Origin of the sequence: Pseudomonas sivasensis, assembly GCF_013778505.1 — a bacterium.
Lineage (GTDB): Bacteria > Pseudomonadota > Gammaproteobacteria > Pseudomonadales > Pseudomonadaceae > Aquipseudomonas > Aquipseudomonas sivasensis.
In genome coordinates this window covers 146,239-162,948 of the sequence record NZ_JAAOWU010000006.1, presented here as the reverse complement: position 1 = coordinate 162,948, position 16,710 = coordinate 146,239, and the positions used below count along the sequence as shown (strand labels likewise).

General features: G+C 59.6%; 15 protein-coding genes, 1 tRNA gene and 1 pseudogene. 1 reads left to right on the top strand and 16 read right to left on the bottom strand.

Annotated elements, in window-relative coordinates; all coding sequences use genetic code 11:
* Window positions 1-2: 2 nt before the first annotated feature.
* From G9Q84_RS13270 to G9Q84_RS13230, 9 genes are all read right to left on the bottom strand, one after another.
* On the bottom strand, window positions 3-707 hold the full coding sequence (locus G9Q84_RS13270; RefSeq protein ID WP_095184701.1) for an ABC transporter ATP-binding protein: 705 nt from the start codon (window positions 705-707) through the stop codon (window positions 3-5).
* Entirely contained in the window at window positions 700-1,422 is a 723-nt protein-coding gene (locus tag G9Q84_RS13265; protein ID WP_181643490.1) for an ATP-binding cassette domain-containing protein, read from the bottom strand. The genes G9Q84_RS13270 and G9Q84_RS13265 overlap by 8 nt, the downstream gene beginning before the upstream one ends.
* Window positions 1,419-2,444, bottom strand: a complete 1,026-nt coding sequence (locus tag G9Q84_RS13260) for an ABC transporter permease subunit (RefSeq protein ID WP_032885733.1) — start codon at window positions 2,442-2,444, stop codon at window positions 1,419-1,421. Before G9Q84_RS13260 ends, G9Q84_RS13265 begins: the two co-directional genes overlap by 4 nt.
* A complete protein-coding gene (locus G9Q84_RS13255; protein ID WP_032885732.1) occupies window positions 2,444-3,313 on the bottom strand; it encodes an ABC transporter permease subunit in 870 nt (289 codons plus the stop codon). Before G9Q84_RS13255 ends, G9Q84_RS13260 begins: the two co-directional genes overlap by 1 nt.
* A gap of 10 nt (window positions 3,314-3,323) precedes the next feature.
* Window positions 3,324-4,562, bottom strand: coding sequence for an urea ABC transporter substrate-binding protein (locus G9Q84_RS13250; protein WP_099602532.1), 1,239 nt, complete (start codon window positions 4,560-4,562; stop codon window positions 3,324-3,326).
* Window positions 4,563-5,087: 525 nt separating this feature from the next.
* On the bottom strand, window positions 5,088-6,260 hold the full coding sequence (locus tag G9Q84_RS13245) for an acyltransferase family protein (protein ID WP_181643489.1): 1,173 nt from the start codon (window positions 6,258-6,260) through the stop codon (window positions 5,088-5,090).
* Window positions 6,261-7,488: 1,228 nt separating this feature from the next.
* Window positions 7,489-7,575: transfer RNA gene (locus G9Q84_RS13240), tRNA-Leu, on the bottom strand.
* Between the two features lie 254 nt (window positions 7,576-7,829).
* Window positions 7,830-8,111: a hypothetical protein gene (locus G9Q84_RS13235; RefSeq protein WP_032885726.1), complete on the bottom strand. Its 282-nt coding sequence runs from the start codon at window positions 8,109-8,111 to the stop codon at window positions 7,830-7,832.
* Window positions 8,112-8,265: 154 nt separating this feature from the next.
* Entirely contained in the window at window positions 8,266-8,793 is a 528-nt protein-coding gene (locus G9Q84_RS13230; RefSeq protein ID WP_122765251.1) for a DinB family protein, read from the bottom strand.
* Between the two features lie 103 nt (window positions 8,794-8,896).
* On the opposite strand from G9Q84_RS13230, the gene G9Q84_RS13225 reads away from it, so the two are divergent.
* The gene (locus tag G9Q84_RS13225) at window positions 8,897-9,595 is read left to right on the top strand and encodes a tellurite resistance TerB family protein (protein WP_181643488.1); all 699 of its coding nucleotides are present in this window, start codon (window positions 8,897-8,899) and stop codon (window positions 9,593-9,595) included.
* Here G9Q84_RS13225 and G9Q84_RS13220 read toward each other — a convergent pair.
* From G9Q84_RS13220 to G9Q84_RS13190, 7 genes and pseudogenes are all read right to left on the bottom strand, one after another.
* Window positions 9,559-9,798: pseudogene (locus G9Q84_RS13220) on the bottom strand (hypothetical protein); the annotation flags it as partial. The gene G9Q84_RS13225 and the pseudogene G9Q84_RS13220 overlap by 37 nt on opposite strands.
* Before the next feature lie 18 nt (window positions 9,799-9,816).
* Complete coding sequence (locus G9Q84_RS13215; RefSeq protein ID WP_095184707.1) at window positions 9,817-10,164, bottom strand: DUF2493 domain-containing protein; 348 nt, start codon at window positions 10,162-10,164, stop codon at window positions 9,817-9,819.
* Between the two features lie 65 nt (window positions 10,165-10,229).
* On the bottom strand, window positions 10,230-12,944 hold the full coding sequence (gene mgtA, locus G9Q84_RS13210) for a magnesium-translocating P-type ATPase (RefSeq protein WP_181643487.1): 2,715 nt from the start codon (window positions 12,942-12,944) through the stop codon (window positions 10,230-10,232).
* A 235-nt stretch (window positions 12,945-13,179) separates the two neighbouring features.
* Window positions 13,180-13,473 (bottom strand): hypothetical protein, encoded by a 294-nt coding sequence (locus G9Q84_RS13205; protein WP_081797647.1) that lies wholly within the window; start codon window positions 13,471-13,473, stop codon window positions 13,180-13,182.
* A gap of 317 nt (window positions 13,474-13,790) precedes the next feature.
* Window positions 13,791-14,402: a LysE family transporter gene (locus G9Q84_RS13200; protein WP_181643486.1), complete on the bottom strand. Its 612-nt coding sequence runs from the start codon at window positions 14,400-14,402 to the stop codon at window positions 13,791-13,793.
* Between the two features lie 73 nt (window positions 14,403-14,475).
* The gene (locus G9Q84_RS13195; RefSeq protein WP_181643485.1) at window positions 14,476-15,267 is read right to left on the bottom strand and encodes an AraC family transcriptional regulator; all 792 of its coding nucleotides are present in this window, start codon (window positions 15,265-15,267) and stop codon (window positions 14,476-14,478) included.
* Between the two features lie 12 nt (window positions 15,268-15,279).
* Complete coding sequence (locus G9Q84_RS13190) at window positions 15,280-16,563, bottom strand: arsenic transporter (RefSeq protein ID WP_099602524.1); 1,284 nt, start codon at window positions 16,561-16,563, stop codon at window positions 15,280-15,282.
* Between the last annotated feature and the right edge of the window lie 147 nt (window positions 16,564-16,710).

Here is a 16,710-nt window from a genome sequence, read left to right as displayed (position 1 = left end):
CCTTATGCATGAAAGCCCATGAAGCGCTCAGCGATGGCTTCGGCGCTGGTGTGAGCCGGGTCGACCTCGTCCACCAGTTGGCCGTTCTCGATGATCAGAATGCGGTCGGACAGGGCACTGAGAAATTCGATGTCCTGTTCCACCAGGATCACCGCCAGATTCTGTTCCACACGCAGGCGCTGCAGGGTTTCAATGATTTCGTCGCAGATCGATGGCTGGATGCCCTCGGTGGGCTCGTCCAGCAGGATGATTTTCGGGTTGCCGCACAGGCAGCGTGCGAGGGCCAGCAGTTGTTGCTCTCCGCCGGACAGCGCGCCACCGGGCTGGTCGAGCAAGCGGTGCAGGCGCGGGAAGTACGCGAGGATGCGTTCGATGGTGGCGTCGGCTGCGGCGAAGTCCTTCACGCAGCCCATGCGCAGGTTTTCCCGCACGCTCAGGTACGGGAATATCTGCCGGCCCTGGGGCACATAGCCGATGCCGGCGCGGGCGCGTTGGTGGGCGGCGGCTTTGCTTAAGTCTTCTCCGGCAAAATGCAGGCTGCCGGCCATGGCGGGGATTTCGCCCATTAAGGCGCGCAACAGGGTGGTCTTGCCCATGCCATTGCGACCCAGTACACCGACGCAGGTGTTGGCGGCACAGCTCAAGCGGATGTCACGCAACACGGGAATACGCCCATAACCGGCGGATAGACCGATGACTTCAAGCATGTTTGATCTCCTGCTTGCCCAAGTACGCTTCGCGCACGGCCGGGTCCTGGGTCACTTCGGCAAAGCTGCCTTGGGCGAGGATTGCGCCTTGGTTGAACACGGTGACGGTGCCTGCGATCAGGCGGATGAACTCCATGTCGTGCTCGACCACCACCACGGTGCTGTGGGCGTTGATTTCTTTGATCAGCGCGGCGGTCTTGCGCACTTCCTGGTACGTCATGCCGGCGGCGGGTTCGTCCAGTAATACCAACTCCGGGCGCGAGGCGAGGATCATGCCCAGCTCCACCCATTGGCGTTGGCCGTGGGCCAGGTCGCCCACCAGGCGTGCGCGCAAGTCGACCAGGCCGATGCGTTCCAGGGTCTGCTCGGCAGTGGCGCGGGCTTCGTTTGGCGCTTGTCGGCGACTGGCGGCCAAGCGCAGGTTTTCCAGCACATCCAGGCCGTCGAAGACGCTGGGGGCCTGGGTTTTGATGCCGATGCCGAGCCGGGCGACATGGTGCGGCGCCAGCCCTGAAATGCGCTGGCCCTTGAAGTGGCATACGCCGCGCGTGGGTTTGAGTTGGCCGCTGAGCATCTTGAAGAAGGTGCTTTTGCCGGCGCCATTGGGGCCGATCAGGCAACGCAGTTCGCCGCTTTTGAGGGTGAAATCCACGGCTTTGACCGCGTGAACGCCGCCGAAGCTGACGCCCAGGCCTTGGGTTTGCAACAGGCTCATAGTGCGCGCTCCTGTGCAGGTGTCGGTTGCGGGCGACGTTGGAAAACACGCGCTACCCAACCGGTCAAGGTCGGCAGCAAGCCACGGGGCAGCAACATGACGAACACCAGCAGAATCAGGCCGAGTACAAAGCCGCTGTCCACATGCTGCTGTTCACCGAGGCGCGCCATCAGCGCCTGGATGCCGATGCACGCCAGGATCGGCCCGAACAAGGTGCCACGGCCACCGACGATGACCCAGATGATGATCTGCGCCGATTGCGCCAATCCGAACACGCCTGGGCTGACAAACGCGCCCCAGTTGGCGAACAGGCAACCCGCGAGCCCGGCGATGCCGCCACCCAGGCTGAACACGATCAACTTGTGCAGGCGCGTGTCATAGCCCAGCAAACCGGCGCGCTGTTCGTTCTCACGAATGGCCACCACCACTTTGCCGAAGCGGCTGGCGAGCAGCCCGCGCAGCCCCAGGTAACAGAGGATCAGCGCGGCGCCGATTACCTGAAACAGGGTTTCCGGTTCGAGCACACGTTCAGGGTTGAACGGCATGTTGAGGGTGGGAATCGCCGGAATGCCGTTGAAACCGCCGAGCAGTGCGCTGCCGATGTGGTATTCGGAGCCCGAGGTGGAGTTCATCACGTTGAACAGAATCAGCGTGACCGCCAGCGTAATCACCCCCAGGTACACGTCGCTGATGCCGCCGTAGAACATGAAGTAACCCATGGCGGCGGCGACCAGGGCGGGCACTGCGATGGCCAGCAGCACCGGCCAAGTGCTGTCGCCGATGTTCAGCACACCGATGGCATAGGCATAGGCGCCCAGGCCAAAAAACGCCGCCTGACCAAAGCACAGGATGCCGCCGAAGCCCCAGATAAACGCCAGGCTCAGGGCCAGCAGCGCCATCACCAAGTAGATGGTCAAGGACAGCAGGGTAAACAGATCCAGCCACTGTGGCAGGACCGCCACCAGCAGCGCAGCCACGACGCAGCCGAGCACCGGTAACAGGGTGCGGGTATCAACAGGCATCAGAACGCCCTCCGAAAGAATCGACCGGTAATGCCCTGGGGCAGTACGCGAATCAGCACAATGGCCGCCAGCAGCAACGCCACTTCACCAAACACCGGAGTGCTGAAGAACGTCACCACCTGGCTGATCACGCCGAAGCCACCGGCGGCGGTGAGGGTGCCGGTGATCACTGCGCTGCCGCCGCCGATCACGGTGATGAAGGCCTTGGCGATGTAGCTGGCGCCGAGGGTGGGAATCACCCCGGTAAGCGGCGCCAGCACGGCACCGCCCAAGCCCGCGAGCGCCGCGCCCAGGCCAAAGGTCAGGCTGTAGATCCGTCCCGGATTGGCCCCGAGTGCAGCGGCCATCTTGGCGTTTTGCATGGTGGCGCGGGCGCACAGGCCGAAGTGGGTAAACCGCAGCAGCGCCCACATGCCCAGCAGCACGGCGACCGCCACGGCGATCACAAACAGGCCGTAGCCGCTGGTTTGATAAGCGCCCACGGTGATGCCTGGCAACGGCGAGCTGATGCCCACCGTCGTGTTGCCGAACAGCATGGTGGCGGCGCCGGTCAGTGCCAGGCTCAGGCCCCAAGTGGCGAGCATGGTGTCGATCATGCGGCCATACAGGTGTCGCACCAGCAGGCGTTCAACCAGCATGCCGAACAGGCCCACGCTCAAGGGCGCCAGCACCAGGATCGAAATCCAGATCGGTACGTGCAGGTTGTGGGTGGCGAGCACGGCGACGTAACCGCCGAGCATCATGAATTCACCGTGGGCGAGGTTGATGATTTTCATCATTCCGAACACCACCGCCAGGCCAATGCTCAGCAGCACCAGCGTGGCGATGGCGCCCACGATTTGCAGGGAAAAAATGGCAGCCCAATCCATGTCGGCCTCCTTACAGCGCGATGCTGTATTGTTTGGCGTCGCGCGGGTTCTTCACCAGGTCGCACACCGCGGCGGTGTCGGACGGCGCTTGCTGGGCGAAGCTTTCGACCACCTCCAGGCGGCGGTCGCGGACTTCGGCGATGTGCACGTCGAGCACACAGTGGTGGGTCGCCGGGTCGATGCTGACCTTGCCGCTGGGCAGGTCCAGGCTGATGCCTTTTTCCAGGGCCTGGGTCACGGCCATGCGCTCCACCGTACCTGCCTGGCGCACGCCTTCGGCCCACAGCATCATGCCCTGGTAAGCGCCCATGGCCAGTTCGGTGATGTACGGATAGTCCGCGCCGAAGCGCTTATGGAAGCGCTCGACGAACGCCTGGTTCTGCGACGTGGCCAGTTCCTGCACATAGTTCTGGCAGATCAGGATGCCGTTGCATTCTTCCGGCGACAGCACGATGTGCTCGTTACCGCCGGCGAAGGTGGTGGAGGCAATCGGCAGCTTGCCGGTCATGCCTGCGGCTTTCCACTGGCGATAGAACGACATGTGCGCGCCGCCCACCAGCGCCGACCAGACGAAGTCCGGCTTGGCTTCCTGGATCTTCGAGATCGTCGCGCCGAAGTTGGTCACGTCCAGTGGGAAGAACTCGATGCCGACGCTTTCGCCGCCCGCTTGCTCGACGTACTTCTTGACCCAGGCGGTGACGATCTGCCCGTAGTTGTAGTCCGCCGCGACGATGTAGACCTTCTTGCCCCACTTCTTGGTGACATGGGACACCAGCTTCTCCACGGTCTGGCCGGGTGTGACACCGGTGCCGAAGAAGTTGCGGTCACATACGCCGCCTTCGTATTGGTTGTTGTAGAAATACAGGGTCTTGTAGCGGTCCAGCACCGGACGCACCACTTCCCGCGACGCCGACGTGATACCGGCGTGCACCACCGCCGCGCGATCCTTGAGCGCGGCCTGTTGGGCGTATTGCGCGTAAAGCTGCATGTTCGACTGAGTGTCGTACTTGATCAGGTTGAGCGGGCGGCCGAGCAAGCCGCCGGCGCTGTTGAGTTCTTCGACAGCGAAGGTCAGCGCATCGACGATGGGTTTGCCGTAGATGTCGAGGCCGCCGGAGTTGTCATACAGCGAGGCGATATTGATCGCGTCGTCGGCAGCAAACGCCGAGAAACTCTTGAGGCTCAACGTGGACACAGCAGCCGCGGAAATCGCAGATGCACGCAGGAAAGCACGACGATTCATAGCCATTCGGAAGACTCCTGAAACCCGGACTCCCTATCCACTGCAGCCCGAAGCACGCCAGGAAAAGCGCCGGGCATGACGGTTTGCAATGAAGGAAAGAAGGTCTGGGAAGAAATGCAGGCGGGGAAGGAGGGCCTGATTTCACATACCGACGGCGCTGTCGGCTGGATATGTGATTCGCTTCACTTGGAGACACCAGCCGCATCGTTGAGGCTGGGTCGCCCACCCTGAGAGGATGGGGGAAACGAGTGCCGCATGGCGCGGCGATAGCTTAAAAGCAAGCTTCAGGCCATAAACGCTATGTTTATGATTTTAAAGGAAACCAGTGTGTATGACGACGCTGGTCACGCTCCGAAAAATGTCACCTGGGTAGAAACGACGCACCGTGTGCGTGCGTTTGGAACAGGTGCGCGGTTGCTTTACGCCGTGTAAACGGCGCCTCAAGAGCCAAGCCCACGCTTGCATGATGCAAATACGGTCAGTGTTCAATCTGTCGTCGCGTGAGCACGGGAGAACGGCGAGGCGATATTCTCAGGCTACGGCTTCAGTTTTAACGGGTGAACGCTTCATGCGTTTTGCATAAAAAACTTTGATCGTTTTTGAAAGGGTTTTTTCAATCAGGAAGTATGAAGCGATGGACTGCGAAATTAAAAAGATGACAAAGACTGAAAAATTAATCGTACTGGATTCAAAAAGAAACTGAGTCGGCAGCATTTGGAAAGCAAGGTGAGCCGGCGCTTGCAGTATGTAAAGCGAATAGCTGGATTCTCCGAGTATGACAAGCACGGGTATGAAGGGGGCTTTTTTTAGTAAGTTGTTTGCTATGGCGCAAAAGTAAATCGCTGGGGCAAACAGGATAGCTGTGAAACTACTTCCGTACGCTAAGTGCGCGCCGATGGCGTCATCTATTCTTGGGCCGTAATCAATTATCTTGCCGATAATGGCGAACAACACGATGCTGAGAACGAGCGCAGTCTTCTCCCCGACGACGTTGCGCAATACGCCTGCTTTGAATATGAGCCCGGCAGTGAACCCAAGGACAAAGCTGCACAGGTGTGACGGTGGAAAATAATTGATCAGCGAGTGCAGGCGCGGACTGGTATTGCCATAGGGGTCTGTACGGCTGTAGTAGCTGAGCACGACTTGGCTGAAAACCCAAAGGAGTAGCGAAGACGCCAGCCACACCTTGAGGCGTACGTGTTTTTTTATATTGCTGACAAAAATCAGCAAGGGGCAAATCAAATAGAAAAACATCTCAACTGAAACAGACCAGCCAGGGTAATTTAAAGTCGTTGCGTATTTTGGGAGCCACGCTTGAATAAGGGCGGCGGATATAAAAAATTTGCCGTTTAGTGAGCTGCTTGTTATTGCCATGTAAGCCAGTAGCGCTATTAGATAAATGGGCAATATCCTGGCGGCTCTGTTTACATAGAATTGTGAGGTTGGAATGTTCTTTTTTGTATTCGATAGGGCGAGCACAAAGCCTGACAGTACGAAAAAGAAAGTGACCATGATCGGCCCGCAATTCAGTATCGTTGGCAAGCTTGCGTAAATTTGCGTTTCTTTTCCGTAATGGAAAAGAACCACTACGATGGCTGCAACAAAGCGCAGAAATGTTAAAGACTCTAGCCGCTCTACGGGCAATTTTGCATTTCCCAAGGACTCATCAATTGTGTTGCAGGCATGCATTTTTTGTTCGGGCACGATTCCTTTGCCTCTTGAGATGTCGCGTGAATAGTTGGCTTTTATCTAGCGGGCACGAGAAAACCGGTACCACGCCGACTATTAGCCGGTGATGGCTGCTGGGTTCTCCCTGATAGGTGGGCGCGCAGACGGGTGACCAAAGCCACATTTCGACAATTCGCGTTGTAGGAAGGTTCGTTGCGGGTAGTCAGATTGTTGTGCGCGTACGGCAGTCGCGGTTTGGAGGCCGAGCTTGAGCCCGAAGAGGATCTGGCGCCTTTCTAACGGGCAAAAAAAAGCCCGCTTGTGGGCGGGCCTAAAGGGAATTCTTCAAAGGAGTAGGGTGATTTAGCACCCTGTCCTGTAAATGCAAGGTGAAAAGGATGTCGCAAAAGCAGAAAGCAACGCACGTAGCCAGCTCTATGTAATACCTGGGGAAGTTGTAATCGTCAGGATTCCCGACTCAATAGATGGCGCTCCGAAGGGCAGATACAAGAAGCTCAGCGCGAAGATCGTCCAGCAAACGCCAACGATCAGTGCGAACGGACCCACTACTTTCAGTCGAATCTTCCCGTGACTGAGCCAAAACCTCGCGATTAATGGCTTATGGCCGCCATTGGTCGGCAATAACGAGATCACGCCGAACGCGCCCGGCAACCTAATACATACTGACTCATCTCACCATTAGGGGCCCTCGATGAGAGAGGCACAGCGAAGACTAGCCATGACAGCCTGGCGCGACCTGTTTACACAGGCCGTAAGTCAAACGGACGCAGAGGTTAAGTATTTTGGATTGTTGCGGCGGGCTGACGCCATGGAGCTTGCCGAACTCATCACCAGCGATGAGTGGAGAAAGCTGGTGCAGCAGGCGGGAGCAATGCTTTCCAGCACCGCAGAGTGTATGGGCGGACCTGGCTAGGGCAGAGACTTGGTTGCTTCGGTTTCTTCGTCTATCGCCATGCTGGTGGTGGCGGGATCCCCTCGCAGGTACGGAGTCGCCACAGAAGTTTTGCAAGGGTTAAGTAGCACGGCACATATTTTTTACTGAGTTTCCCTATCTGAGCCCAGCGCGATTGCTGGGCTTTTTTGCTATGCAGTCATGAGAACAGCGAAGTAGTCGGTGAAGTATGCCGATTTGATTTGCGTCGGCGGAACGCCAGGGAAGGGAGTTGCGAAGCAGTGTCAAAAATTGCGGAGCGCAAAAGATAAGGGCCTGCATGACGTTAATCATGCAAGCCCTTGATATCTATGGTGCCCGAACCCGGAATCGAACCGGGACGCCCTTACGAGCGGGGGATTTTAAGTCCCATGCGTCTACCAGTTTCGCCATTCGGGCGGTAGCGCGGTGTAGCAGGGTTGGGAATATATAGATCAAGGCGCGTATGCGCAAGGCCGTAACGCACCTTTGTTGGGCATCGAGCAAGATGAAAAAGCTCGAAAGATCAGTGGGCTACAGGGGTTTTAAAAGAGAGTCCAGTAGGTTTCTGCTACCCGAACACAAGAATCACAGATGGGCATCATGAATCTTCAGCAGAAAGGCAGAGCGATCGCAAACAAGCCCCGGTTTAGCCGGGGCTTGCGTGTGCAGGCCTATACGAAAGGCTGGCCGCTGAACCCTCTGGGCAAACGCTGCAACCCTGGCAGGTCGGTGAGACGTTGGGTCCAGGCGCTGCGCCAGTCAGTGGCGGTGGGGGACTTGGCTTTGCGCGAAGCACGCCGAGCGGCATTGCGTTGGGTGCGGCGGGCTTCCTTGTAGGCCTCAGTGTTGCGGCAGGTACGGCACTTGACCCGGTTCAGCTCAGCGCTGGAGGGGAGGTTGGTACCGTGGTGGCCGCAAGCCAGATGCCCGGCGACCTTGAAGTGAATGACCATGTAAGCGTCTCCTTCTTATGGGGTGCACCCATCGGTAAACCCACGACGGGTGCGAAGAGGGCGGGCGCAGAAAGATCCCGGCACCTGTCATTACGACCTCACAGTTGCCTAGGCGTTCGTTTATGGCTCTAGCCTGCTCAGCAGCGCGCTGCCGTCAGTCGATCAGTGCCAGCAGGTCCGTGTCGCCGACATCCACTCCGGCCTGGGTCAGCAAGGTGGTCGCCTGGCCCCGGTGGTGGGTCTGATGATTGAAAAAGTGCAATAGCAGGCTGGAAAAGGGCTTGTCGGCGGCGGCGCCACGCATGTTGTGGTAATGCAAGCGCAGGTCGAGATCAGGCTCGCGCAGGGTCTTGGTCCAATCGATGATCAGTTGGTCCAGCCAGGTACGACGGGCAGCCAGCGCGCTAAGGTCGGCAAAGGCCAGATGCTTGAGGTCGACGGGCATGGCAATGGCTTCCAGTGGGGCCAGCGCTGTAAAGCCTGCCGGGTGCTGGGCGAAGCGTTTGAGCCAGACCGTGTCTCCCTGCGCCAGGTGGTTGAGTGTGCCGAGTATCGAGCCGAAAAAAGCATGACGGTCCGTGCGTAATTGCGCATCCGAAAGCCTGGCGGCGGCGTCATAGACTTTGCGATTCATCCACTGGTTGTAGGTCGCCATCAGCGCAATCTGCTCGATTCGGTTCACGGGTTTCCCTGCTTGAATACGCGCCCGCTCGGCGGTCATGGAGTTTCGGCAGCGGCGGACTATGGTTGTTGAACGCCAATTCTACGCGCGCAAGGGTGACACCATGAACACAAGTGACCTACTCGAACAACTGCTGCGCGCCGGGCAGTCCGGCGGTGGCGCTGCGGGCGGCGGCCTGGGCGGGCTGCTCGGCGGTTTGCTCAAGGGTACCAGCACCGGCAATGCTTCGGCCGGTGGCGGTCTGGGTGGATTGTTAGGCGGCCTCGGCGGCATGCTCGGTGGCGGGGCGGCGACACGTTCTGCACAGGGGCGCTCCGGCGGGATGAATTACGCGGCGTTGGCGTCGTTGGGGATGATGGCGTTCAAGGCGTATCAGGCATGGCAGAGTCAGCAGGCCTCCAAACCGCAGTCGTCCTTTCAGACAGTCGACCAGCTGGGTGGCCTCGAAGCCGAGGCCCACAGCCATGCAGTGTTGCGTGCCTTGATTGCCGCGGCGAAGGCCGACGGTCGGATCGATGACGCAGAGCAGCAAATGATCTCCACTGAACTGGGCAAGCACACCGACGACCCGCAACTGCAGCAGTGGCTCGACGCCGAAGTCGCCAAGCCCTTGGATGCTGCGGATTTTGCCGAATTCGCACATGACCCGGCGATAGCGGCCGAGGTGTACCTGGCCAGTGTGATGCTGGTGGATGATCAGCAGGACGCAGAGCGCAATTATCTGGATGAGCTGGCGGCTACGCTGAGCATTGATCCTCAAATGCAGCTGCAACTTGAGCAGCAGCTTAAAAGCCCAGCGTAGGCAGCGCCTGCCGCATTGGCCTTCGACACGACGGCGATAAGCAAAACAACGCTCAGGGCCAGGCCGATAAAGATCAGATTGCGCCGCAGCGCACGGCGTTTGGCCGGCGGCAACAGCAGCAGGCTGTGGCGCACATCGCGGCGGTGACGCGCGCGGTATTTGGCAAACCCGTCAGGGCGCTTTGGGGTGTGTGGGTTGTGCATGACGCACCTCGCTTGGGTTCAGTTTTCTACGGTAAGCACCGAAATGCCGCTGGCTCGGGCCTGGCAGACCAGCTCCGATGTGTCCTCACCGCCCGGCAAGGCGATGACCACGTCGGGGTGGCTGTCGGTCAGCATGAAGTGGTTGCGTTGGCGTTCTGCCTGCTTGCCGTGGCGTTGCCAATTGGGTGGGTAACGCACCACGTCGATACCGATTTCACGGGCCCATTCTTCGATATCGCTGCCGAGAAACTGGTTGCCGCCGTGGATCAGTACTTGCACCGGGCGCAGGCGATGGTAGGCGTCCAGCACCTGGCGAGACTTTTTGGTGTCGGCGTAATGACGACCTGCACAGATCAAGATGCGCATAGTCCGATTCCTTGTAAGACACGGTGGCGGCCCAGCGGCCGCCACCGTTTAAACGGCAGGGGTGATCAGTACCACTGCTTGAAGCGGCGGATGTAGATCGTTTTCATCAGTTGGGCCACGCAGCAGTAGCTGAGCAAGGTGCCCACCAGCCATGGGAAGTAAGCCAGTGGCAGTGGCTGCAAGCCCACCAGGGTGCCCAGGGGCGAGAACGGCACGTAGATCCCCAGTACGATCACCAAGCAGGTCATCATCAGCACCGGCCATGCGGCCGTGCTCTGGAAGAAGGGGATCTTGCGGGTGCGCAGCATATGCACCACCAGGGTTTGCGACAGCAGTCCTTCGATAAACCAGCCGGACTGGAACAGCGTCTGCATCTCGACGCTGTTGGCGGCAAACACGTACCACATCAGCGCAAAGGTAGTGATGTCGAAAATCGACGAGGTCGGCCCGATCCACAGCATGAAACGGCCGATGTTTTTCGCGTCCCACTTGCGTGGCTTGGCCAGGTATTCCTTGTCCATCTTGTCCCACGGCAACGCCAGCTGGGAGATGTCATACATCAGGTTTTGCAGCAGCAAGTGGATCGCCAGCATCGGCATGAACGGGATAAACGCACTGGCCACCAGCACTGAGAACACGTTGCCGAAATTGGAGCTGGCGGTCATGTTCAGGTACTTCATGATATTGCCGAAGGTTTCGCGGCCCTTGAGCACGCCTTCCTCCAGCACCATCAGGCTTTTTTCCAGCAGGATGATGTCCGCCGACTCCTTGGCGATGTCGGTGCCACTGTCCACCGAGATGCCCACGTCGGCATCGCGCAGCGCAGGGGCATCGTTGATGCCGTCCCCGAGGAAGCCCACCGTATGGCCGTTGGCTTGCAGGGCCTTGAGCACACGGGATTTCTGCAACGGCGTGAGTTTGGCGAATACCGTGCGTTCCTCTACTCGGCGCGCCAGGGTGACGTCGTCCATCAATTCGATTTCAACGCCCAGCAGCGGTTGGCCGGGCTCAAGGCCGACCTGACGGCAGATCTTGCTGGTGACGACCGCGTTGTCGCCGGTCAGCACTTTGACCGCCACGCCGATCTGTTGCAGTGCGGCAATCGCAGGGCCGGCGGTTTCCTTCGGTGGATCGAGGAAGGTCAGAAAACCGTGGATCACCAGGTTGCGCTCATCGACGGTGGTGTACTGCTGGCGTGCCAACGCCTTGGGGATCGTGCGAGTCGCCACCACCAGCACGCGAAAGCCGTCTTCGTTGTAATCGTTGGCAATTGACAGCAGTTGCTCGCGACGGCGCTCATCCAACGGCACCGCGGCGCCAGCGTCCATTACATGGGTGGAAATACCCAGCATCTCTTCCACGGCGCCTTTGCACACCAGCAGATGGTCGCCGGCCGCGTCCCTGACCACGATGGACAGGCGGCGGCGTACAAAGTCGAAGGGCAACTCATCGACCTTGCTGTAGGCAAACGGCACTTGGAATGTCGGGTTCTGTTGCGAAAACTGCACCACCGCCTGGTCCATCAGGTTCTTCATGCCGCTCTGGTGGTAGCTGTTGAGCCAGGCCAGGGACAGCACGGCATCATCACGCTGGCCAAAGGCGTTGACGTGATGTTCGAGGATGATTCTGTCCTGGGTCAGGGTGCCGGTCTTGTCGGTGCACAACACGTCCATGGAGCCGAAGTTTTGGATCGCGTTGAGGCGCTTGACCACCACTTTGCGCTTGGCCATGGCCGTGGCGCCCTTGGCCAGGTTGGCGCTGACGATCATCGGCAGCATTTCCGGGGTGAGGCCCACGGCAACCGCCAGCGCAAACAGGAAGGCATCGCCCCAGTCACCCTTGGAGAAACCGTTGAGGAAGAACACGATGGGCACCATCACCAGCATGAAGCGGATCAGCAGCCAACTGACACTGTTGACCCCACGGTCGAACGCGGTCTGCACTCGCGAGCCGACAATCGCCTTGGCCAGGGAGCCAAAGTAGGTGCGCGGTCCAGTGGCCACCACCACGGCCGTGGCCCGGCCGCTGACCACGTTGGTGCCCATAAAGCAGATATTGGGCAGGTCCAGCAGGTTGCCTTGGTCGGCGATCACCGGTCCGGCGGTTTTTTGCGTAACGTCGCCCAGGGTGTCGTACTTCTCCACCGGCAAGGCTTCGCCGGTGAGCACGGCCTGGCTGATAAACAGGTCTCGGGATTCGATCAGGCGGATGTCGGCGGGGATCATGTCCCCGGCCGACAGTTGCACGATATCGCCCGCCACCAGCTCGCGCATCGGTACTTCGCGCAGGGTCGGTTGGCTGCCCACTTGCTCACGGCGCAGTACGGTGGCGGTGGTGCGCACCATGGCTTTCAAGGCCTCGGCGGATTTTGCCGAGCGGTGCTCCTGCCAGAAGCGCAATAGGCTGCTGAGCAGGACCATGGTCATGATGATGATGACTTTGGTCGGGTCAGCGTCTTCGCCTTCCTGCATCGGCAGCCAGCAATCGGTAAAGAAGCTGATGGCGCCCAGGGTCAGCAGCACGTAGATGAACGGGTTGTTCAGTGCGTGCAGGAACTGGATGAGGGCGTGCGGCGGCTTGTCATGGGCGACTTCGTTAGCGCCTTCCCGTTGCAGACGTGCAGAGGCGTCCAATTCGGTCAGGCCATCCTGGGTGGCGCGTACGTTGGCCAGGGTGGCTTGCAGGCCGTTTTGGGCTTCGCGGGCGGCACGCATCGACAGTTTGGTGCCTTCGCAGGTGCTCTTTTTCTTGCTCAGTGGCGTGTTTTTTACGGCGCTCATTGTTTGTACTCCTGTCGCCAATTCTCGACAAAACATACCCGGTACTTACCTGAATACAGGCGAGCAAAAGCATGCCGAGCCGCGGACTTCGCGATCGGTTTTATTAAAGTGTTCACATAACTTCTATAAGGCCCGCCAACAGCGCGTTAGTTAACTAACGTGCAGCGGGCTACGACTGGATGCGTTCATAAAGAACTCCAGGGAATTAATAAGAAAGTTGCTGTTTTCAGCCAGGTCAGGCGGCGCGAGCGCTCACATACAGACCGAGCATCAAGCCAGCGTGAGCCAGGCTGGAAACCTTCGGTCTCTGCGGGTCTTGAGGGTCGGCATGTTCCCAGTGCTGCATCAATTGGCCGCTTTGCGGGCAGATACGCCAGTGCGCCAGCGGTCGGGCTGGATGCACTTGAGGGGAGGGTGCAACAAAGGTCGACCGGGCAGGGCAAAAGCCTGCGGGTGCTCGGCCTGGCTTGGCGCGCAGGGCAGCGGCCAGCGTGCGTACATCGGGTAAAACAAGGAGTTGGAAGGTCATAACACACCTCGGGACCGGACGGGCATCCGGTGAGGCAGTTACGGTGGAGCATCAAGCTCTAGCGCAGCTTACCGGACCGGGGAGACGAGTCCTGTCATATTCTGGGTTTGGCGCCCGACGCCCGCAAATGCGGTGCTCGGACAGCGACTAGATACTGTGTCCATTGGCTTCTTTTGTGAGGTTTAAAAAAGGCCCCAGTTGCGGGCAGGGGCAATCTACTCAGACAGTTACAAAATGTCAACGCATGATTAATTAAACTGACCAGTGTTCAGACTTCATTCAGACAGAACGCGTCGGAAGTTGTTGGCTATATAACTTCATATACCGTGCGCGGCGAGAATCGCCAGATATATCAATACCAGCCCGCAGGCGCCATAACTGATGCGTTGCCACAGGGGCGAAGCGTTTTTGCGTAACAGGTTAACCAGCGCCGCGATCAGAAAGCAGGACAACACCGATGCCAGCATGAAGCCTGCAAAAAACATCAAGGTTTGCCCATGGCTGGGCGTGGCGCCGACAATGCCAGACAAGGCACTGCCCAATGCCCCCCAGTAAACAATGTTCTTCGGATTGGCCAACGAGATCGCCGCGCCCACCGCCAAGGCATTCTGCCCGGAGCTGGCCGGTGCGCTGCCGGCTTCAGGCAACCGCCAAGCGTCGATCAGGCTACGCACGCCGAGCCACGCCAGGTACAGCGCGCAGACAATGGTCAGCGGCACACGCACGGCGTCGTGCTGGATCAGCAGGGCAATGCCGGTCAGGCCGATCACGGCCCAGACGGCGTCACCGACCAGTGAGCCGATCTGCACCATCAGCGCGGGAGTAAAGCCATGGAGCAAGCCGCGCCGTAAGGTCTCCGCCAGCACGGCGCCAGGGGAGAGGCAAAACACAAAACCGAATACCAGCGCGTAGAAAAAGATCGTCAACATGCCCGCGTTCCTTCAATTGATGGGGGCAGTGTGAGACGCAGGTTGGAGGGTGTCTTGAACCAGATTGCGCAGTTCAACGTTTCACGACGCTCTGGTAACGACCCGGGGTCATGCCGTAAGCCGCGCGAAAATGCCGATTGAGGTGGCTCTGGTCGGCAAACCCGAGGTCATGGGCGACGTCCGAGGCTGGCGCGCCCATGCGCAACAAACCCTTGGCGCGACGGGTGCGCAGTTGCATGGCCCACTGTCGAGGACTTAGCCCGGTGGCTTTCTGAAAGGCGCGCAGCAGGTGGAACTTGGACAGCCCCAACTCATCGCCGAGGTGGTCCAACGGCAGCGATTGATGCAGGTGCGCCGCCAGCAACTCCTGGGCGCGGCTGACCATGGGGTTAGCCGTGGCAGGGGTGCTGGGCAGACGCACGCCGCTGATCGCGACCACCTCTCCCAGCAGCGACACCAAGGCGTCTTCGTTCAGCTCGCGAACCAAGGCGTCGACGCTCAATGCGCCTTTCACCGCCGCCGCCAGGCGTTGCGCGAGCAGCGGTTGAAAACATAACGGGCGATCAAACTCCAGGTGCGCCAAGCCCAAGTCCGCGGCCAATTGATCCGCCGTGACGTAGAGGCTGACGAACTGCCAGGGCGCGCCATCCGCCGCACCGCCGCCTTGAATCTGCCCTGGGTTGTACAGCGTAATGCTGCCCGGCCCCGCGTCGAATTCCCTGCGGTCCAGCCAGACTTTCTCCTCGCCCACCAGGTTCACGCCGATCACACACTCGTCGTGGCTATGGCGAGCGAACGTCAAGCCGGTGCAAACCGTGCTGCTGACTTCGTAGTTGCCAAGCCAGGCGTGTTGCAGGGCTTTCATCGGCATTCTCCGTCAGATACTCAGACGCAGGGCGAGGGCGGCGAGGGTGACCAGCAGCACCGGCAAGGTCAGCACAATCCCGACCTTGAAGTAGTAACCCCAAGTGATGGTGATGCCTTTGCGCGCCAGGATATGCAACCACAGCAATGTGGCCAAGCTGCCGATGGGGGTGATTTTCGGGCCCAGGTCGCTGCCGATGACGTTGGCGTAGATCATCGCATCCTTAACCACGCCCACGGCATGGCTGTGCTCAATGGACAACGCGCCGATCAGCACTGTGGGCAGGTTGTTCATGACTGACGACAGCAAGGCCGTCAGCACACCGGTGCCCATGGCCGCGCCCCACACGCCGTACTCGGCGAAGGTGTCGAGCCAGGTGGCGAGGTAATCCGTGAGGCCAGCATTACGCAGGCCGTAGACCACCAGGTACATGCCCAAGGAAAAGATCACGATCTGCCACGGCGCTTCCTTCAGCACTTTGCGCGTGGAGATCTTATGGCCCTTGGCGGCGATGACCAGTAAGAGCACGGCACATACGGCGGAAATCGCACTGATGGGAATGCCCAGTGGCTCAAGCGCGAAACAGCCGATCAGCAGGATGCCCAGCACCCACCAGCCAGCGCGGAAGGTGGCACGGTCGTGGACGGCACTGGCGGGGTCGGCTAGGTCGGCGGGGTCGTAGGTTTGCGGGATGTCGCGGCGGAAGAACCACAGCAACACCGCCAGCGTGGCCGCGACGCTGACAAAGTTGACCGGAACCATCACCGCCGCATATTCGTTGAAGCCGATCTTGAAGTAGTCCGCCGAGACGATGTTCACCAGGTTCGATACCACGAGCGGCAGGCTTGCAGTGTCGGCGATAAAGCCTGCACCCATGACGAACGCCAGGGTCGCCGCCGGCGAGAAACGCAGGGCCAGCAGCATCGACATGACAATCGGAGTAAGGATCAGTGCCGCGCCGTCATTGGCGAACAGCGCCGACACCAGCGCACCGAGCAGCACCATATAGGCAAACAAGCGACGGCCGCGTCCACGGCCCCAACGCGCCACATGCAGCGCGGTCCAGGCGAAGAAACCGGCTTCATCCAGCAGCAGGCTGATGATGATCAGCGCGACAAACGTGCCGGTGGCGTTCCAGATGATGTGCCATACCACGGGGATGTCCGAAAGGCTGACCGCGCCGCAGGCGAGGGCCAGGATCGCGCCCAAGGTGGCGCTCCAGCCGACGCCAAGCCCCTTGGGCTGCCAGATAACCAGGACGATGGTGGCGATAAAAATAGCAACGGCGACAAGCATGAATTAACGCTCCGGTGGCTCAGCGGCAGGTGCTGGCCCGTTGTGGTCTGCAACCATGGCGGGTTGTATGAAGGGGGTTAGGGAATATACGTATTTCCCGATATTTCAGCCAAACCTTGTTTCAATTGACGTGGATCAAACACCGAC